Origin of the sequence: Solilutibacter silvestris (genome assembly GCF_002895945.1) — a bacterium.
Classification (GTDB): domain Bacteria; phylum Pseudomonadota; class Gammaproteobacteria; order Xanthomonadales; family Xanthomonadaceae; genus Solilutibacter; species Solilutibacter silvestris.
The window spans coordinates 861,633-878,213 of sequence record NZ_NPZB01000002.1; the positions used below are offsets into that span (position 1 = coordinate 861,633).

Genomic DNA, 16,581 nt, shown 5'->3' on the forward strand with positions numbered 1-16,581 from the left:
AAGCGCCGCTGACGCGGCATGCCGCGTGGCGATTCCGAACGTCACGAGCGCAAGCGAGTGGCCGGTCCCGCGCAGCGGGCGGCGGACGAGCCTACATGGATGTATTCACGGCGTGTCGCGGAAGGGAACCGACGCCTCGCGGCTAACCCGGTTCCCTGTCGCTCACAGCAAAGACGTCAAGCCGCCTTGCGCGCCGCCAACTGCCGCAACACGTACTGCAACAAGCCACCATTGCGGAAGTATTCGACTTCCTTTGGCGTCAGCAGCATCACTCCGACCTCGAACGTCTTCCTGCTGCCATCGCTCTTCGTCGCGGTGACGGTCGCCGTCTTCGATGCGCCATCGTTCAGGCCGGTGATGTCGAAGGTTTCCGAACCATCGAGGCCGAGCGTCTGCGCACTCTCGCCATGCTTGAACAGCAGCGGCAACACGCCCATGCCAACCAGGTTGGAACGGTGGATGCGCTCGAAGCTGCGCGCGATCACAGCTTTCACGCCGAGCAGATTGGTGCCCTTGGCGGCCCAGTCGCGCGACGAACCGGTGCCGTATTCGGTGCCCGCCAGCACCACCAACGGCACCCTGTCGGCCTTGTACTTCATCGCCGCGTCGTAGATGGCCAGTTTCTCGCCAGCGCCGCCGGACTTGCCGTAATACAGCGTGTTGCCGCCTTCCTCGCCGCCCAGCATCAGGTTCTTGATGCGGATGTTGGCGAAGGTGCCGCGCACCATCACGTCGTCGTTGCCGCGACGCGAGCCGTAGCTGTTGAAGTCGGCGGGTTGCACGCCACGTTCCTGCAGGAAGCGGCCCGCGGGCGAATCCTTCTTGATGTTGCCGGCCGGCGAGATGTGGTCGGTGGTGATGGAATCGCCGAACATGCCGAGCGTGCGCGCGCCGTGGATGTCGTCGATGTTGCCGACGTGCATCGTCATGCCATCGAAGTAGGGCGGATTCTTGATGTAGGTCGAAGCCTCATCCCACTGGTACAACTGGCCTTCCGGCGAGGCGATCTGGTTCCAGCGGGTGTCGCCCTTGAACACGTCGGCATAGTTCTGCGCGAACAGTTCCGGGCCGACGGTCGCGGCGATGGTGTCGCCGATTTCCTTATTTGTAGGCCAGATATCGCGCAGGTACACATCCTGCCCATCGCTGCCCTTGCCAAGCGGTTCTTTCGTCATGTCGATATTGACGCTGCCGGCGATCGCGTAGGCCACCACCAGCGGTGGCGACGCGAGGTAGTTCGCTTTCACTTCCGGATGGACGCGGCCTTCGAAGTTGCGATTGCCCGACAGCACCGACGCCACCACCAGTTCGTTCTCGGCGATGCCCTTCGAAACTTCGTCCGGCAGCGGGCCGGAGTTGCCGATGCAGGTGGTGCAGCCGTAGCCGACGACGTAGAAGCCGAGTTTTTCCAGATCGGTGAGGACGCCGGCTTTTTCGAGATAGTCGGTGACCACGCGCGAGCCCGGGCCGAGCGAAGTCTTGACCCACGGTGCCGATGTCAGGCCAAGTCTTGCGGCGTTGCGCGCCAGCAGGCCGGCACCAAGCATCACCGCCGGATTCGAGGTGTTGGTGCATGAAGTGATCGCCGCGATCACCACCGAACCATCGGTCAGTTCGGCGTCCTGGTCCTTGATGCGGATCTTCGACTTCGGCTTGGCGGCGAGATGATCGGCCATCAGCTGGTCGCCGCCTTCGCTGTCCAGGCGGTTGATCGCGTCCGCCGAGGCGCCATTGATCTTGCGATTGACGGTGAGCGTTTTCAGCGTCTCGTCGAAATTGGCGTGCACGTCCTGCAGCAATACGCGATCCTGCGGGCGCTTGGGGCCGGCCAGTGATGGCCTGACGTCGCCCATGTCGAGTTTCAGCGTCGCCGAATATTCCGCGTGCGGCGAATTGGCGTCGTGCCACAGGCCCTGCGTCTTGGCGTAAGTCTCGACCAGCGCGATCAGTTCGGCGCTGCGACCGGACAGGCGCAGGTAAGTCAGCGATTCTGCATCGACCGGGAAGATACCGCAGGTCGCGCCATATTCCGGCGCCATGTTGGCGATCGTCGCGCGATCGGCCAGCGGCAAGTGTTGCAAACCGTCACCGTAAAACTCGACGAACTTGCCGACCACGCCGAGCGTGCGCAGCATCTGCGTCACCGTCAGCACCAGATCGGTGGCGGTGGCGCCTTCCGGCAGCTTGCCGGTGAGTTTGAAACCGATCACTTGCGGAATCAGCATCGACGATGGCTGGCCCAGCATCGCGGCTTCCGCCTCGATCCCGCCCACGCCCCAACCGAGCACGCCGATACCATTGATCATCGTGGTGTGGCTGTCGGTGCCGAATACGGTGTCCGGGAACGCCCAGCGCGTTCCGCCGATTTCGCGTTCCATCACCACTCGGGCGAGGTTTTCCAGATTCACCTGATGGACGATGCCGGTATTCGGCGGCACCACCTTGAAATCCTGGAACGCCTTCTGGCCCCAGCGCAGGAAACTGTAGCGTTCCTGGTTGCGTTCGAATTCGATCTTGCCGTTGAGATCAAGCGCATCGGCGCGACCGAACACGTCGACCTGCACCGAGTGATCGATCACCAGCTCCGACGGAATCAGCGGATTGATCTGGTCGGCCTTGCCACCGAGCCTGGTCACCGCATCGCGCATCGCCGCCAGGTCGACCACACAGGGGACGCCGGTGAAGTCCTGCAGTACCACGCGTGCCGGCATGAAGGCGATCTCGGTTTGCGGTTCGGCCTTCGGGTCCCATTTCGCCACCGCCTCGATGTGGTCGGGGCCGACGGTCTGGCCGCCGTCTTCGTTGCGCAGCAGGTTTTCCAGCAGGATTTTCATCGAATACGGCAACTTGGCGAGGTCGTATTTCTCGCCCAGCTTCGGCAGGCTGGAATAGGTATAGGACTTCCCGTTGACCTCGAGTTGGGCGCGGGTATTGAAGGAATCGGCCATTGCGGTGCTCCGAAGGGGGAAGGAGGCTGGGGTCATTATCCGCCAGCATCCGTGACATGCGCCTGCGACCTTGGCGGGGCAGGTCCGGATTGAGTATGTCACGACAAGTATGTATAATTCGTGCATACCAAGCGAGGACATGCAGGGATGGAAGCGATCGTCGCCGAACGTGGCCAGATCACCTTGCCCAAGGCCGTGCGCGATGCGCTGGGCCTGACCAAGGGCAGCGTCCTCAAGGTCGAGCTGGATGGCAGCCGGATTGTCCTGCGCAAGAACGTGGATGACGCCATTTCCCGCGTCCGCGGCAAGTTCGCTCTCGATAACGACAGCGAAGGCAGCAGGAAGAAATGATCGCCGTCGATACCCCCGTCCTGATCGAACTGCTGACTGATGGCCCGCGCGCCGATGCGGTCGAGGCTTGCCTGCGCCAATGCCTGGGCAACGGTCGCGTGGTGTTGTGCGATGCGACACTGGCCGACCTGTGTTCGGCCTTGCGCAACGGCGCTGACGCGCTGGCCGCGCTCGAGGAAATGGGCGTGCATTTCAGCGCCATCGAAGCCAAGTCGGCCTTGCGTGCCGGCGAGATGCAGCGACGTCATCGCACGCGTGCGGGTGAAGATCGGGCGATTGCCGATTTCCTCGTCGGCGCACATGCACTGCTGCAATGCGATGGCCTGGTGACGTTCGACACCGCCTTCCATCGCGATTACTTCAAGGGACTGAAATTGATCGTCCCCGCAAACGAATAACCAAATTTCTTCTCACGACATTCTTCTCACAGAACCACCGGAGCCCACCATGTTGCAAGAATATCGCCAGCACGCCGCCGAACGTGCCGCCCTCGGTATCCCGCCGCTGCCGCTGACCGCGCAGCAGACTGCCGATGTCATCGAATTGCTCAAGAATCCTCCGGCTGGTGAAGAACAGTTCCTGGTGGATCTGATTACCAATCGCGTGCCGGCAGGTGTCGATGACGCCGCCAAGGTCAAGGCCTCGTATCTCGCCGCGATCGCGTTCGGCAGCGAGAAGAGCGCGCTGCTTTCGCGCCAACGCGCCACCGAACTGCTGGGCACCATGCTCGGCGGCTACAACATCCATCCGCTGATCGAATTGCTCGATGATGCCGAAGTCGGCGCCGTCGCCGCCACCGCGCTCAAGCACACGCTGCTGATGTTCGACGCCTTCCACGACGTGCAGGAGAAGGCCCAATCAAATAGCGCGCCGGGCAACGCCAACGCCAAGGCCGTGTTGCAGAGCTGGGCCGACGCCGAATGGTTCACCAGCAAGCCGGAAGTGCCGGAGTCGATGACCATCACCGTGTTCAAGGTGACCGGCGAAACCAATACCGACGATCTGTCGCCGGCGCCCGATGCCACCACGCGTCCCGACATTCCGTTGCACGCGCTGGCGATGCTCAAGAACGCCCGCGACGGCATCACTCCGGAAGAAGACGGCAAGCGCGGACCGATCGCCTTCATCGAATCGCTGAAGGACAAGGGCCATCTGGTCGCCTACGTCGGTGACGTCGTCGGTACTGGTTCCTCGCGCAAGTCCGCGACCAATTCGGTGCTGTGGTTCACCGGCGAAGACATTCCGTTCATCCCGAACAAGCGTTTCGGCGGCGTCTGCCTGGGGTCGAAGATCGCGCCGATCTTCTACAACACGATGGAAGACGCCGGCGCGTTGCCGATCGAACTCGACGTCTCGCAAATGAACATGGGTGACGTGGTCGAACTGCGTCCGTACGAAGGCAAGGCGTTGAAGAACGGTGAAGTGATCGCCGAATTCGCATTGAAGTCCGACGTGCTGCTCGATGAAGTGCGCGCCGGTGGCCGCATCCCGTTGATCGTCGGTCGTGGCCTCACTGCGAAGGCGCGTGAAGCGCTGGGTCTCGCGCCGTCGACGCTGTTCCGCCTGCCGCACAATCCGGCCGATACCGGCAAAGGCTATTCGCTGGCGCAGAAGATGGTCGGTCGCGCTTGCGGTTTGCCGGAAGGGAAGGGCATTCGTCCCGGTACCTATTGCGAACCGAAGATGACCTCGGTGGGTTCGCAGGACACCACCGGCCCGATGACGCGCGATGAACTGAAGGATCTCGCCTGCCTCGGATTCTCCGCCGATCTGGTGATGCAGTCGTTCTGCCATACCGCCGCCTATCCGAAGCCGGTCGACGTCAAGACGCACCACGATCTGCCGGCCTTCATCAGCAACCGTGGCGGCATCGCGCTGCGCCCGGGCGATGGCGTGATCCACAGCTGGCTCAACCGCATGCTGATGCCCGATACCGTCGGCACCGGCGGTGACTCGCACACGCGTTTTCCGGTGGGCATCTCGTTTCCGGCGGGTTCGGGCCTCGTGGCTTTTGCTGCCGCGACCGGCGTGATGCCGCTGGACATGCCGGAATCGGTGCTGGTGCGCTTCAAGGGCGAACTCCAGCCGGGCGTGACCTTGCGTGATCTCGTCAACGCGATTCCGCTGGCGGCGATCAAGCAGGGCCTGATGACCGTTGCCAAGCAGGGCAAGAAGAACATCTTCTCCGGTCGCATCCTCGAAATCGAAGGGTTGCCGCAGTTGAAGGTTGAGCAGGCGTTCGAACTGTCCGATGCCTCCGCCGAACGCTCGGCCGCCGGTTGCACGGTGAAGCTCGACAAGGAACCGATCATCGAATACCTCACCAGCAACATCACGTTGCTGAAGTGGATGATCGCCGAAGGCTATGCCGATCCGCGTTCGCTGTCGCGCCGGATCAAGGCGATGGAAGGCTGGCTGGCCAACCCGCAATTGCTGGAAGGCGATGCCGACGCCGAATACGCCGCGGTGATCGACATCGATCTCAACGAGATCGTCGAACCGATCGTCGCCTGCCCGAACGATCCGGACGACGTCAAGACGCTGTCCGATGTCGCCGGCGCGCATATTGATGAAGTCTTCATCGGTTCGTGCATGACCAACATCGGCCACTTCCGCGCCGCCGCGAAATTGCTGGAAGGCAAGCGCGATATCCCGACCCGCCTGTGGGTCGCGCCGCCGACCAAGATGGACGCATCGGAGCTGACCAAGGAAGGCCATTACGGCACCTTCGGCGCGGCCGGTGCGCGCATGGAAATGCCGGGCTGCTCGCTGTGCATGGGCAACCAGGCGCAGGCGCGCGAAGGCGCGACGGTGTTCTCGACCTCGACCCGCAACTTCCCGAATCGCCTTGGTCGCAATACCAATGTCTATCTGGGCTCGGCGGAACTCGCGGCGATTTGCTCGCGCCTCGGTCGCATCCCGACCCGCGAGGAATACATGGCGGACGTCGGCGTGATCAACAGCCAGGGCGCCGAGATCTACCGTTACATGAACTTCGACCAGATTGAGGAGTACAAGGACGTGGCGGATACGGTCGCGGCTTGATTGTCGCGACAATGTTTGACAAAAGCGCCCGGGAATCCCGGGCGTTTTCATGATGCGGGACTTCCTGCATCAGCAGGCATCGGTCGTTGACAGAATGATCAGGCAGCTTTCGACCCAAAGCGGTCACTGGGTCTTGAAGCGGAGACCAACACCGGCTTCGGTCACGATCCAGCGCGGCATCGCCGGGTCATCGCCAAGTTTCTGGCGCAACTTTCCGACCAATACCCGCAAGTAATGCGTATCGTCCTGATGATGCTGACCCCAGAGCTCGCGCAGGATTTGCGGCTGGGTCACCACGCGTCCGGCATGCTGGACCAGCAATGCGAGCAATGCGTATTCCTTGCGCGCCAACTGGACTGGTTCATCGCCGAGGAAAACTTCGCGCCGGGAGAGATCGACGCGCAGTTGGCCGTCATCGAAGACCGGAAGTCCATCGTCTGTCGCAACGCGCACGCGCAACAAGGCCCGGGCACGTGCCATGAGCTCCTGGATGCCAAAAGGTTTGGTCACGTAATCGTTGGCACCCGCATCGAGAGCAGCGACCTTTCCGCTTTCGTCGGCGCGTACGGTGAGCATGATCACCGGAACCTGCGACCACTCGCGCAACCGCTTCAGCACTTCATGGCCATCGATATCGGGCAATCCGATGTCCAGAATCACCAGATCCGCGCCGTGGGCAGCCAACGTTCGCAGGCCTTCCTCGCCGGATTCTGCCATCCCAACCCGATACCCTTGGGCACGCAGGCTGATGTCGAGGAATTTGCGGATCTGCGGTTCGTCGTCGATGACGAGCACACGGATATCGGTGGCGTCGTTCATGGCGTTGAGCCGGGCGGAAGGATGCGGGGAAGCGTCATGCGGATGATGGTGCCATGACCATCGTAACCGGGGATTGCCTCCACGGTTCCGCCGTGCGCACCGAACATGCCCTGGGTGATCGCCAGACCCAAGCCAGTTCCCTGTCGCCCACGGTCGCCGCGTTCCACGCTGAAGAACATGTCGAAGATGCGTTTGCGCTCGTCTTCCGGGATGCCAGGGCCGCGATCACAAACGTCGATGCGCAAGCGTCCTTCCACATCGCGGGCGTCGATCACGATCGGCTCTCCCGATGGCGAGAAGCGGGCCGCGTTCTCCACCACATTGAACAGTGCTTGCTCGATCAGCGCCGGATGCACCCAGATTGGCGCAAGCCCTTCTGCCAGATGAAGATCGAATCGTGCGGCTGGCTCGTAACGTTGCAAGCGCGTGACCGCCGAACCGATCAGCTCATTGACACCGATCCAGTCGCGATTGAGGGTCAGGCCGCCGTGTCCGAGCCTCGTCATGTCGAGCAGGTTCTGGATGTAGCGATCCAGGCGTTCGCCTTCCATGCGTACGGTTTCGAGCAGGCTGTGGCGATCTTCGCGGTTCATCGCATCGCCATAGCTATCGAGGCTGCCCGCCGCGCCAATGATGGACGCCAGCGGCGAGCGCAGATCGTGCGAGACGGATGACAGCAGCGCGGAGCGCAGGCGTTCGGTCTCGCTGGTGACGCGGGCATCCTCCAGATCGGAAACCAGTCGCGTGCGCACGATGGCTTGGGCAATGTCGTCAGCCATGGCATCGATCAGCCGGCGTTGCTCGGGCCCGGGGCGCGCGGCGTTCTCCGGGAAACGCAGGCCGATCAAGCCTGCCAAACCGCCATCTTCGATCAGCGGCATGAACCACCAGTCGGAATTGCCCAGCGTATCGGTGAAACGCCCTGCGCTTTGCTGGTGCTTCATCGTCCAGTCCGCCGCCGCGCGATCCCGGTCCGAGAGCGAGTACGGGCACTCTGGTGCAATTGGCGTATTTCCTGCCTGCACCAATGCGTCGACACCGGTCGCTTGTTTGAGTGCCTGACGGCCGGCGCTCACGACTTGCCCGAGGTCGGCCGCAACCGCGAGCTGGCGGCCAAGCGCTTGCAACGCCGTGGCATGTGCATTGGCAGCACGCAGGGCCAGAACCTGCATGCGCAGGCGCGACGCCAATCGTCCGGCAACCAACGCGGCAACCAAAAACAGGAAGACCGTGGCCACGCCCTGTCGAGCACTGATATAAAAGGTGAAATGCGGTGGGATGAAAAAGAAGTCGTAAGACAGGAAGCACAATGCTGCGGCGAGTACAGCCGCAGCCATCCGTGTCCGTGATGCCACCAGGACCACGGCCACGATGAATACCATGGATAGATCGGTCAAACCCAGCCAACGGCCAGCAACCTCGCCACAGGCCGTCGCCAGCACCGTGGCCAATACCGCCAATCCAATATCGCTACGGGTGAGCCAATGACTGGACTGGCGTACCGAGCGGCGGGCCTTTGCCCGAGCCTCGGGCGTACTGAAAATGGTGAGTTCGTAGTGCGCTCCGCGCTGCAGGAGTTGTTGTGTCAGCGTGCGGTTGAACATGCGCGCGAAGGGACGCTCGCGTGTGCGCCCGAGCACGATGGTCGAGACGCCGCTGCGCGCTGCATGGTCGAGGATTGCATCAACGACGTTGCCACCATGCAGTACCTCGGCATCGCCACCGAGGCGCCGCGCCAGCGCGAACGCACGATCGAGCTCCAGTTGCCGGTGTTCGTCGACATCGCTGCCTGTTTGCACGGTGACCACGGTCCACGGGGCATCCCGGCGCTCGGCAAGGCGACGTGCCACGCGCACGAGATATTCCGACTGGCCACGCCCATCGATTGCCACCAGCACGCGTCGTCGCAGCGGCATCCCGGGCAGACCGCGGGCGGCTTGCGCTTCGCGCAGGTCGCTGTCGACGCGATCGGCAGCGGTCTGCATCGCCAACTCGCGTAGCGCGGTGAGGTTCGATGGAGAGAAGAATGCCTGCAGTGCGTGGGCAGCCTGCTCCGGCACATAGACCTTGCCCTGCTGCAGGCGCTCGATCAGTTCGCGCGGCGGCAGATCGACCAGCAGGATATCGCGCAAGCGATCGAACACCAGATCGGGCACCGTCTCACTGACACGCACGCCCGTGATCCGGTGCACGATGTCATTGAGACTTTCCAGGTGCTGGATGTTGACGGTGGTGTAGATGTCGATGCCGGCATCAAGCAGTTCAATCACGTCCTGCCAGCGGCGTTCGTGGCGGCTGCCGGGCACATTGCGGTGGGCGAGTTCGTCGACCAGCGCCACCTGTGGCTTGCGCACAAGCAAGGCATCGATGTCGAGCTCTTCAAGTCGCCGGCCCTGATAGTCGACTCGCTTGCGCGGAAGAACTTCCAGTCCATTCAACAGGGCTTCGGTCTCTGCGCGGCGATGGGTTTCGGCCAACCCCACCATCACGTCGATGCCTTGTTTCTTCAGTTCATGCGCCCGCGACAGCATGGAGTAAGTCTTGCCGACACCGGGAGCCGCTCCGAGGAAAATCGTCAGGCGGCCGCTGCCCTGGCGCCTCAGCTCACCGAGCAGCGCATCGGCCTGCTCCTGGCGCACAACATCACGGCGGTCGGCGTTCATCTGCGAATTGTGCGCCGGATCAGTGATGGAGGGCATCCAGAGCCAGGTTCAATTGCAACACATTGACTCGAGGTTCGCCCAGCACGCCAAATTGCCGGGTTGCGGTGTGCTGCGCCACCAACTTGCGAACGATCATGGAATCGAGCCCGCGTGCATTGGCCACGCGTGTTACCTGCACCTCGGCACCGGCCGGGGAAAGATGCGGGTCAAGCCCGCTGCCCGATTGCGTGACCAGTTCGTTGGGTACATCGATCGACGCAATGCCGTCGCGGGCAGCAATCGATATCGTGGCCTCCGCAATGCGCTTGCGCAAGTCGGGGTTGCTGCGGGCCTGATTGCTGCCGCTTGCCGACATCGGGTCGTAGTTGGCGGCAGAGGGCCGCGGCTGGAAGTAGCGCGCATCCTTGAACGGCTGCGAGAGCAGTACCGATCCAATGGCATATCCATCGCGCTGGATCACGCTGCCGGTTGCCTCGGCGGGAAACAGCGCACGACCGAGCCCGGTACCCGCCAGCGAATAGAGGAGGCCGAATCCGACAAGAATCAGCACGGCGAACAGGATTGGCGCACGGAGTCCGATACGTTCCTGCAGCGGATGGGTATCCATGGAAACGAGGTCATTCATGATGGGTTCCTCAGGCGCCGATCGTCATGGCCAACGCCAGATCGATCAGCTTGATGGCGATGAAGGGAAGCAATACGCCGCCGACGCCGTACATCAGCATGTTCCGGCGCAGCAACACGGTGGCGCTCGCAGGCTTGAAACGCACCCCGCGTAGTGCCAACGGAATCAATGCCGGGATCACCAGCGCATTGAAGATCAGTGCCGCGAGCACGGCATTCTTCGGACTGGACAGTCCCATCACGTTGAGCGCGGCCATCGATGGAATCGCGGCGGCGAACAGTGCAGGCAGGATGGCGAAGTACTTGGACACGTCGTTGGCCAACGAAAACGTGGTCAGCGCGCCGCGGGTGATCAACTGCTGTTTTCCGACTTCCACCACCGCGAGCAATTTGGCCGGATCGCTGTCCAGATCGACCATGTTGCCGGCTTCCTTGGCGGCCTGCGTACCGGAATTCATCGCCAGGCCGACGTCGGCTTGTGCCAGTGCGGGCGCATCGTTGGTGCCATCGCCGACCATCGCGACCAGCCGGCCCCCGGCCTGTTCGGCGCGGATGCGGGCGAGCTTGTCTTCGGGCCTGGCTTCGGCGATGTAATCGTCCACGCCAGCTTCCGCGGCAATGGCCGCGGCAGTCAGCGGATTGTCACCGGTGATCATGATGGTACGCACGCCCATCTCGCGCAGGCGCGCAAAACGCTCCTTGACACCATGCTTGACCACGTCCGACAACTCGATCACGCCGAGTACATGCCTGCCGTCGCTGACGACCAGCGGCGTTGCGCCTTCGCGTGCCACCTGATCGATGCGCGCCTTCATCTCGACGGGAATCAGCCCACCCAACGCCAGGGCATGGCTTTCGATCGCGTCGCCCGCACCCTTGCGGATCACGCGCTGCCCGTCATCGAGGTCAACGCCGGACATGCGGGTCTGCGCGGTGAACTGGATGTAGTGCGCATGCTCCGGCTCGTGGATTTCCGATCCGCGCTCACGCGCCAGCCGGACAATCGATTTGCCCTCTGGCGTCGGGTCGGCCAATGACGACAACAATGCCGCATCCCGCAGCTGGTCCGCATTGACCCCCGCCAGGACGTGGAAGGCAGTCGCCTGACGGTCGCCGTGGGTAATCGTTCCGGTCTTGTCGAGCAGCAATACGTCGACGTCGCCGGCGACTTCGACCGCCTTGCCCGACTTGGCCAGCACATTCGCGGACAACGCGCGGTTCATGCCGGCGATGCCGATGGCAGGCAACAGGCCACCGATCGTGGTCGGAATCAGGCAAACCAGCAACGCAATCAGCAGCAGCGGGTCGACCTTGACGCCGACGAAGGCGCCGATCACTGGTAGCGTGGTGCAGACGATCAGGAAGGTCAGGGTCATCGCTGCCAACAGCATGGTCAATGCAATCTCGTTCGGTGTCTTCTGGCGATTGGCGCCTTCCACCAGCGCGATCATGCGATCGAGGAAGCTGTGGCCGGGTTCAGCGGTAACGCGTACGACGATTTCGTCCGACAACACCTTGGTGCCGCCGATCACGCCGCTGCGATCGGTCCCCGCTTCACGCAACACCGGCGCGGATTCACCGGTGACCGCAGCTTCGTTGATCGAGGCGAGACCGTGAATGATCTCGCCGTCGGCGGGGATCAGTTCGCCTTCGGAGATCACCATCAGATCGCCCGGGCGCAATTCCGCTGCGGGAATCCGGGTTTCGTCGTTGCGTTGACCTGGACGGAACGTCTTCGCATCGACGATCTTGCGTGCTACCAGATCCTTGCGTGCACGCCTTAGCGATGCCGCTTGACCTCGGCCGCGTGCCTCGGCGACTGCTTCGGCAAAATTGCCGAACAGCACCGTGACCAACAGGATTGCAGTCACCGACCAGCCGAAACCGGCGGGCGCCGCGCCCGCCGCGGTGATCAATGCCGCCAGCAGCGTGCCAAGGAGCACGATCGCCATCACCGGGCTCTTGATGATGTGCTGCGGCGCGAGCTTCAGGAAGGCATCACGGATCGAGGTCCGCAGGGCTGCGGCATCCAGCAGGGCTGGATGATCCCTGTGCGTCTTGGTTTGCGGGAAATCTTGGGTCATCGGAATCTCCTCAATGCGCCATCAGGCTCAGGTGTTCGGCCACAGGGCCGAGCACGAGCGCGGGCATGAACTGCAACAGGGTCAGGATCACCGTCACAGCAATGAGGGTGAGCGCGAATGTCGGTGTTTCGACATGCAGGCTGCCAGCACCCTCCGGCGCATGGCGTTTGCGCGCGAGACTGGCAGCCACGGCCAGTGGCACGATCAATGCGGGATAGCGGCCGAGCGCCAGTACCAGCGAGCAGGTGAGATTCCACCAGTACGTGCCATCGCCCAGTCCCTCGAAGCCGGAGCCATTGTTGGAGAATGCCGATGTGTACTCATAGAACACCTGGCTGATGCCATGGAAGCCAGGGTTCGAGTTGGCGGTGAATTGCGGCAACGCCAATGCGAGCGCGGTGAAACCGAGCACCACGATTGGCTGCAGCAGGATCAGAAGCGAAAGGAGGCGCACCTCACGGGCTTCGATCTTGCGGCCGAACAATTCCGGCGTGCGGCCAGTCATCAAGCCTGCCAGGAACACTGCCAACAGCAGGTAGACGATGAATTGCTGCAGTCCGCAGCCAATGCCGCCCCAGATGGCGTTGATCAGCATATTGCCCATCGCGATCAACCCGGTCAGTGGTGCGAGCGAATCGTGCATCGCATTGACCGATCCATTGCTGGTCTGTGTCGTGAGCATCGCCCACAACGCGGAATCATCGACACCGAGGCGTACTTCCTTGCCTTCCATCAATGCGGAGCTGGCAACACTTGCGGCGTGGCTCTCCAGCAGCATGCCGGCGCCGGTCGAGATGATCGACATCAGCAACATGCTGCCGAATACCAACGCGGTGAATTTCCGCCGCCCGGTCAATGGACCGACCATGAAGGCGACCGCGATCGGGATCAGGATGATCGCCAGCATTTCCAGCAGGTTGGAGAACGGCGTGGGATTTTCCAGTGGCATGGCACTGTTCGGGCCGTACCAGCCGCCACCGTTGGTGCCGAGCTGCTTGATCGCGACCATCGGCGCTACCGGTCCCAACGGGATCTTCTGCTGCTTCATCTCCACACTGGTGTCCACGGGTGTCGCGACTGGTCCGGCTTGCAATGTCGATGGCACGCCCTGCGAAGTCAGCAACACGCTCCACAACAGGCACAGCGGCAGCAGGAAGCGGACAGTCGCGCGAATCGTGTCGGCCCAGTAGTTGCCGACGTCGGCTTCTTCGCCAGCGGTTCGCGTTGGATCATTGCCGGGATGCATCGCCTGTCGACCGCCCATCAATGCACGCAAGGTCGCGACGACAAGTGCCAGTCCCATCATCGGGGTGATCACCTGGAGTCCGACGATCGCGACCATCTGCGAGAGGTAGGACAGTTGCGCTTGTCCGGAATAGTGCTGCTGGTCGGTGTTGGTCAGGAACGACATCATCGTGTGCAGCGCGTTGTCCCAGCGCATGTTCGGTGCCGCATCGGGATTCAACGGCAGCCAGGTCTGGGTCATCAGCATCACCCACACCACAAGACCGACCACGAGGTTGCTCAGCAGGAAGGCTTTGGCGTAACCACGCCAGCTCATGCCACGTTTGGGATCAGTGCCGAGCAGGCGATACAACGGACGCTCGATCCAGCCGAATACGCGATCCAGGCGCGAGGGTCTGCCGCGCATTATCGCGGCGAGATAGTGCCCGAGCGGCCAGCCGAGGCCGATTGCAAGGGCGAAGACGAGCAGTGTTTCGATCATGTCCGTGCTCTCTAATCGTCAGAAGCGGTCGGGCCGCAGGATCACGTACAGCAGGTACGCACATGCGGCGATCACCGCGATACAACAGACAATGGTCAGCCAACCGGGCATGGGGTTCTCCTCAGAAACGGCGCGAAAGGCCGACATAGACCTGCGAATGCGGGGTGGCATCGTTGAGGCCGAAGTTGGCGCCTGCATCCAATTGCAACGTTGGCGTGGCCAGCCAGGTCACGGCGATATCGGCCGAAGATTGCTTCACCGTGCCGGATGGGTCGCGATTGGACATCGACCACATCTCGACGTAAAACGTCGTGCGGCTGCCCAATGGGTGCGACAGGTTGGCCAGATTCACGACCGCGGCATGACGGCCGTTTCCACCGGAATTGGCGAGTGCATCCACTTCCGGTCCCAATGTCAGGGTGAAGCTGCTCGGCAACGTGATGCCGACCGGCAGGGCGACGCCACCCTCCCACATGCCATTGCCGATGCCGGTGCGCGCCGTCGGTGCTTTCACGAACGGGATCGCCGCGATGCTCACGCGATCATTTTCGAAAACTCGGGTTTTCAGCCGCACGTACACGTCACCCCCGCCGGAAAGCGAATGGCGCTCATCGGTTGCCCGGTCATTGGTGCGGATGCGAATGTCGGGTGCCCAGTTCAGTTGCAGATCGGTACGCGTGCCAATGCCGTACTTGATCGTCGGATTGGTGAAGTAGAGCGTTTCGGTACGCGTAACGGGCTGACGGTCAACGATCTGGTTGCCGACGTCGGTTTCGAGCTGCCACTGTCCCTTCGGCACCGTGCAAGGAACGTTGGCTTTGGTCGGGCGATCCGTGCAGATCGGTATTTGCTGGGTGTCGGAATCCGCGGCACGCGCCTGCGCACTCAGTGCCATCAAGCCGGCTGTGGCAAGCAGCGTCGCCAGCAGTGGCGCGCATGCTTCGCGCATCCGGAACAACTTCTGTTTCATGAACCCACCCAAGAGGGGCAACGAGGCCAATTGGCCACGGTGCAATTCTCGAGAGATGGCGCGTAAAACCTCTATTCGCTAAGCGAGCACTGCCATAAATTCGGCATAAACTTCAGCGTGGGAGGCAGCGCTTGGCGGCGTATTCAACCGGTCCGAGCAACACACCAACCAACGCGTAAGCGGAAGGAGTATTGCGGATGAAGCGACGGCTGCGGATCACTACTCTGATAGCCAGCCGCCGTTCCATCGACATCGATCATGGCGATTCGCCGGATATTACCTGTCAGAATTATCAGGGTAGTCGCATTAATCCGTCAAAAATCACGTTCATTTAACGAATCGAGTCATATACCTGACCGCAAGGACGGGAAGAGCAGGTCGCACTAGGGCGCTTGATGCAGTCGCCTTGATGGATGACGACCTGTTGGAAGGATCCATTGGTGATCCGATGACGAAAGATTCAGAAGCAGTCGTTCCGTAGGGCACGGAAGATCTGGTTTCAGTTGAACAGGTCGCGCACGTGCCACGTGCTCAATCGACATGACGGGGGGAGATATGCAGAACAAAGAGCCGATGCTCTGGTTACCCAAGCCAGCGCCTGAGTAAGCGGCGGGGTAACACCTTTTCCTGGCTTTCCGTGATTGCCTCTCCCGACAGGGAGGGCTCAGCCGGATTCGTCCTCGAAAAAGCCGTAGTGAAGTTCGAGCTGTCGTTTCCATGAGCGGCACGGCTGGTCCGTCCTTTTGCCTGAAGAAAGCGGGCAACGTCCGTGCTTCGTGTGCCAGACACATGTAGGGGGATGCTATGCACAGCAGTTACGTCGGTCGTTTTCGTCGTTCACGCCGTAACCACCTTTGCCGATTGGCAAAAGCGATCCTGCTGGCGTTGAAAGCCGCGATGGTGCTACCTCTGGCAAGCGGGGTGGCCAATGCGGCATGCAACACCACCACATCGGGAACCGCGACGACAATCGACTGTCCCGCGGCGTCGAGCACCACCAACGTCGCGAGCAGCGCCAACAACGTCACGATGAACGTGGCAGCAGGCGCAACGGTCACCTCGAATGCCTTCCTGGGCGGACCTTCGGTCAGCCTGAGCGGCAACGGGATCACGCTCAACAATTTTGGCGTGATCAGCCCGATTGCAGGCGGCGGCAGTTTCAGTTTTGCTGCCCAGGGTGCGCTGCTCGGCAATGCTTCCGCCAACACCATCGCCGTGAACAACAATGCCGGAGCAACGCTCGCGGGCGTGACCCTCACGGGCGCGGGCGGACAAGCCCTCGCGATAACGAACGGAGCAGGTGGCACCAACAACATTTCGAACGCTGGCGCCATCACCGCATATCAGTCGG

At 62.1% G+C, this 16,581-nt stretch carries 12 protein-coding genes; 3 read left to right on the forward strand and 9 right to left on the reverse strand.

The features are described 5' to 3' along the window. Window positions 1–176: 176 nt before the first annotated feature. Window positions 177–2,948 (reverse strand): aconitate hydratase AcnA, encoded by a 2,772-nt coding sequence (gene acnA, locus Lysil_RS11600; RefSeq protein ID WP_103075721.1) that lies wholly within the window; start codon window positions 2,946–2,948, stop codon window positions 177–179. A 147-nt stretch (window positions 2,949–3,095) separates the two neighbouring features. Between acnA and Lysil_RS11605 the strand changes: the two genes are divergently transcribed. From Lysil_RS11605 to acnB, 3 genes are read left to right on the forward strand one after another with little or no spacing between them, the layout of a single operon-like run. Beyond that, entirely contained in the window at window positions 3,096–3,299 is a 204-nt protein-coding gene (locus Lysil_RS11605; RefSeq protein WP_103075722.1) for an AbrB/MazE/SpoVT family DNA-binding domain-containing protein, read from the forward strand. Then, window positions 3,296–3,697: a type II toxin-antitoxin system VapC family toxin gene (locus Lysil_RS11610; RefSeq protein ID WP_103075723.1), complete on the forward strand. Its 402-nt coding sequence runs from the start codon at window positions 3,296–3,298 to the stop codon at window positions 3,695–3,697. The genes Lysil_RS11605 and Lysil_RS11610 overlap by 4 nt, the downstream gene beginning before the upstream one ends. A gap of 49 nt (window positions 3,698–3,746) precedes the next feature. After that, a complete protein-coding gene (gene acnB, locus Lysil_RS11615) occupies window positions 3,747–6,344 on the forward strand; it encodes a bifunctional aconitate hydratase 2/2-methylisocitrate dehydratase (protein WP_103075724.1) in 2,598 nt (865 codons plus the stop codon). A 123-nt stretch (window positions 6,345–6,467) separates the two neighbouring features. Here acnB and Lysil_RS11620 read toward each other — a convergent pair whose 3' ends face one another. The 8 genes from Lysil_RS11620 to Lysil_RS13435 all read right to left on the reverse strand — a co-directional run bounded on the left by Lysil_RS11620 (window position 6,468) and on the right by Lysil_RS13435 (window position 16,564). Then, the gene (locus Lysil_RS11620; protein WP_103075725.1) at window positions 6,468–7,163 is read right to left on the reverse strand and encodes a response regulator; all 696 of its coding nucleotides are present in this window, start codon (window positions 7,161–7,163) and stop codon (window positions 6,468–6,470) included. Then, complete coding sequence (locus tag Lysil_RS11625) at window positions 7,160–9,826, reverse strand: sensor histidine kinase (RefSeq protein ID WP_103076043.1); 2,667 nt, start codon at window positions 9,824–9,826, stop codon at window positions 7,160–7,162. Before Lysil_RS11625 ends, Lysil_RS11620 begins: the two co-directional genes overlap by 4 nt. Before the next feature lie 19 nt (window positions 9,827–9,845). After that, window positions 9,846–10,451, reverse strand: a complete 606-nt coding sequence (gene kdpC, locus Lysil_RS11630; protein WP_103075726.1) for a potassium-transporting ATPase subunit KdpC — start codon at window positions 10,449–10,451, stop codon at window positions 9,846–9,848. A gap of 10 nt (window positions 10,452–10,461) precedes the next feature. Beyond that, the gene (kdpB, locus tag Lysil_RS11635; RefSeq protein ID WP_103075727.1) at window positions 10,462–12,534 is read right to left on the reverse strand and encodes a potassium-transporting ATPase subunit KdpB; all 2,073 of its coding nucleotides are present in this window, start codon (window positions 12,532–12,534) and stop codon (window positions 10,462–10,464) included. A 10-nt stretch (window positions 12,535–12,544) separates the two neighbouring features. After that, entirely contained in the window at window positions 12,545–14,260 is a 1,716-nt protein-coding gene (gene kdpA / locus Lysil_RS11640; RefSeq protein WP_103075728.1) for a potassium-transporting ATPase subunit KdpA, read from the reverse strand. Window positions 14,261–14,278: 18 nt separating this feature from the next. Then, complete coding sequence (locus tag Lysil_RS11645) at window positions 14,279–14,371, reverse strand: potassium-transporting ATPase subunit F (protein ID WP_103076044.1); 93 nt, start codon at window positions 14,369–14,371, stop codon at window positions 14,279–14,281. Between the two features lie 10 nt (window positions 14,372–14,381). Next, on the reverse strand, window positions 14,382–15,230 hold the full coding sequence (locus tag Lysil_RS11650) for a transporter (protein ID WP_240600536.1): 849 nt from the start codon (window positions 15,228–15,230) through the stop codon (window positions 14,382–14,384). Window positions 15,231–16,045: 815 nt separating this feature from the next. Further along, window positions 16,046–16,564: a hypothetical protein gene (locus Lysil_RS13435; protein ID WP_165782481.1), complete on the reverse strand. Its 519-nt coding sequence runs from the start codon at window positions 16,562–16,564 to the stop codon at window positions 16,046–16,048. Window positions 16,565–16,581: the final 17 nt, after the last annotated feature.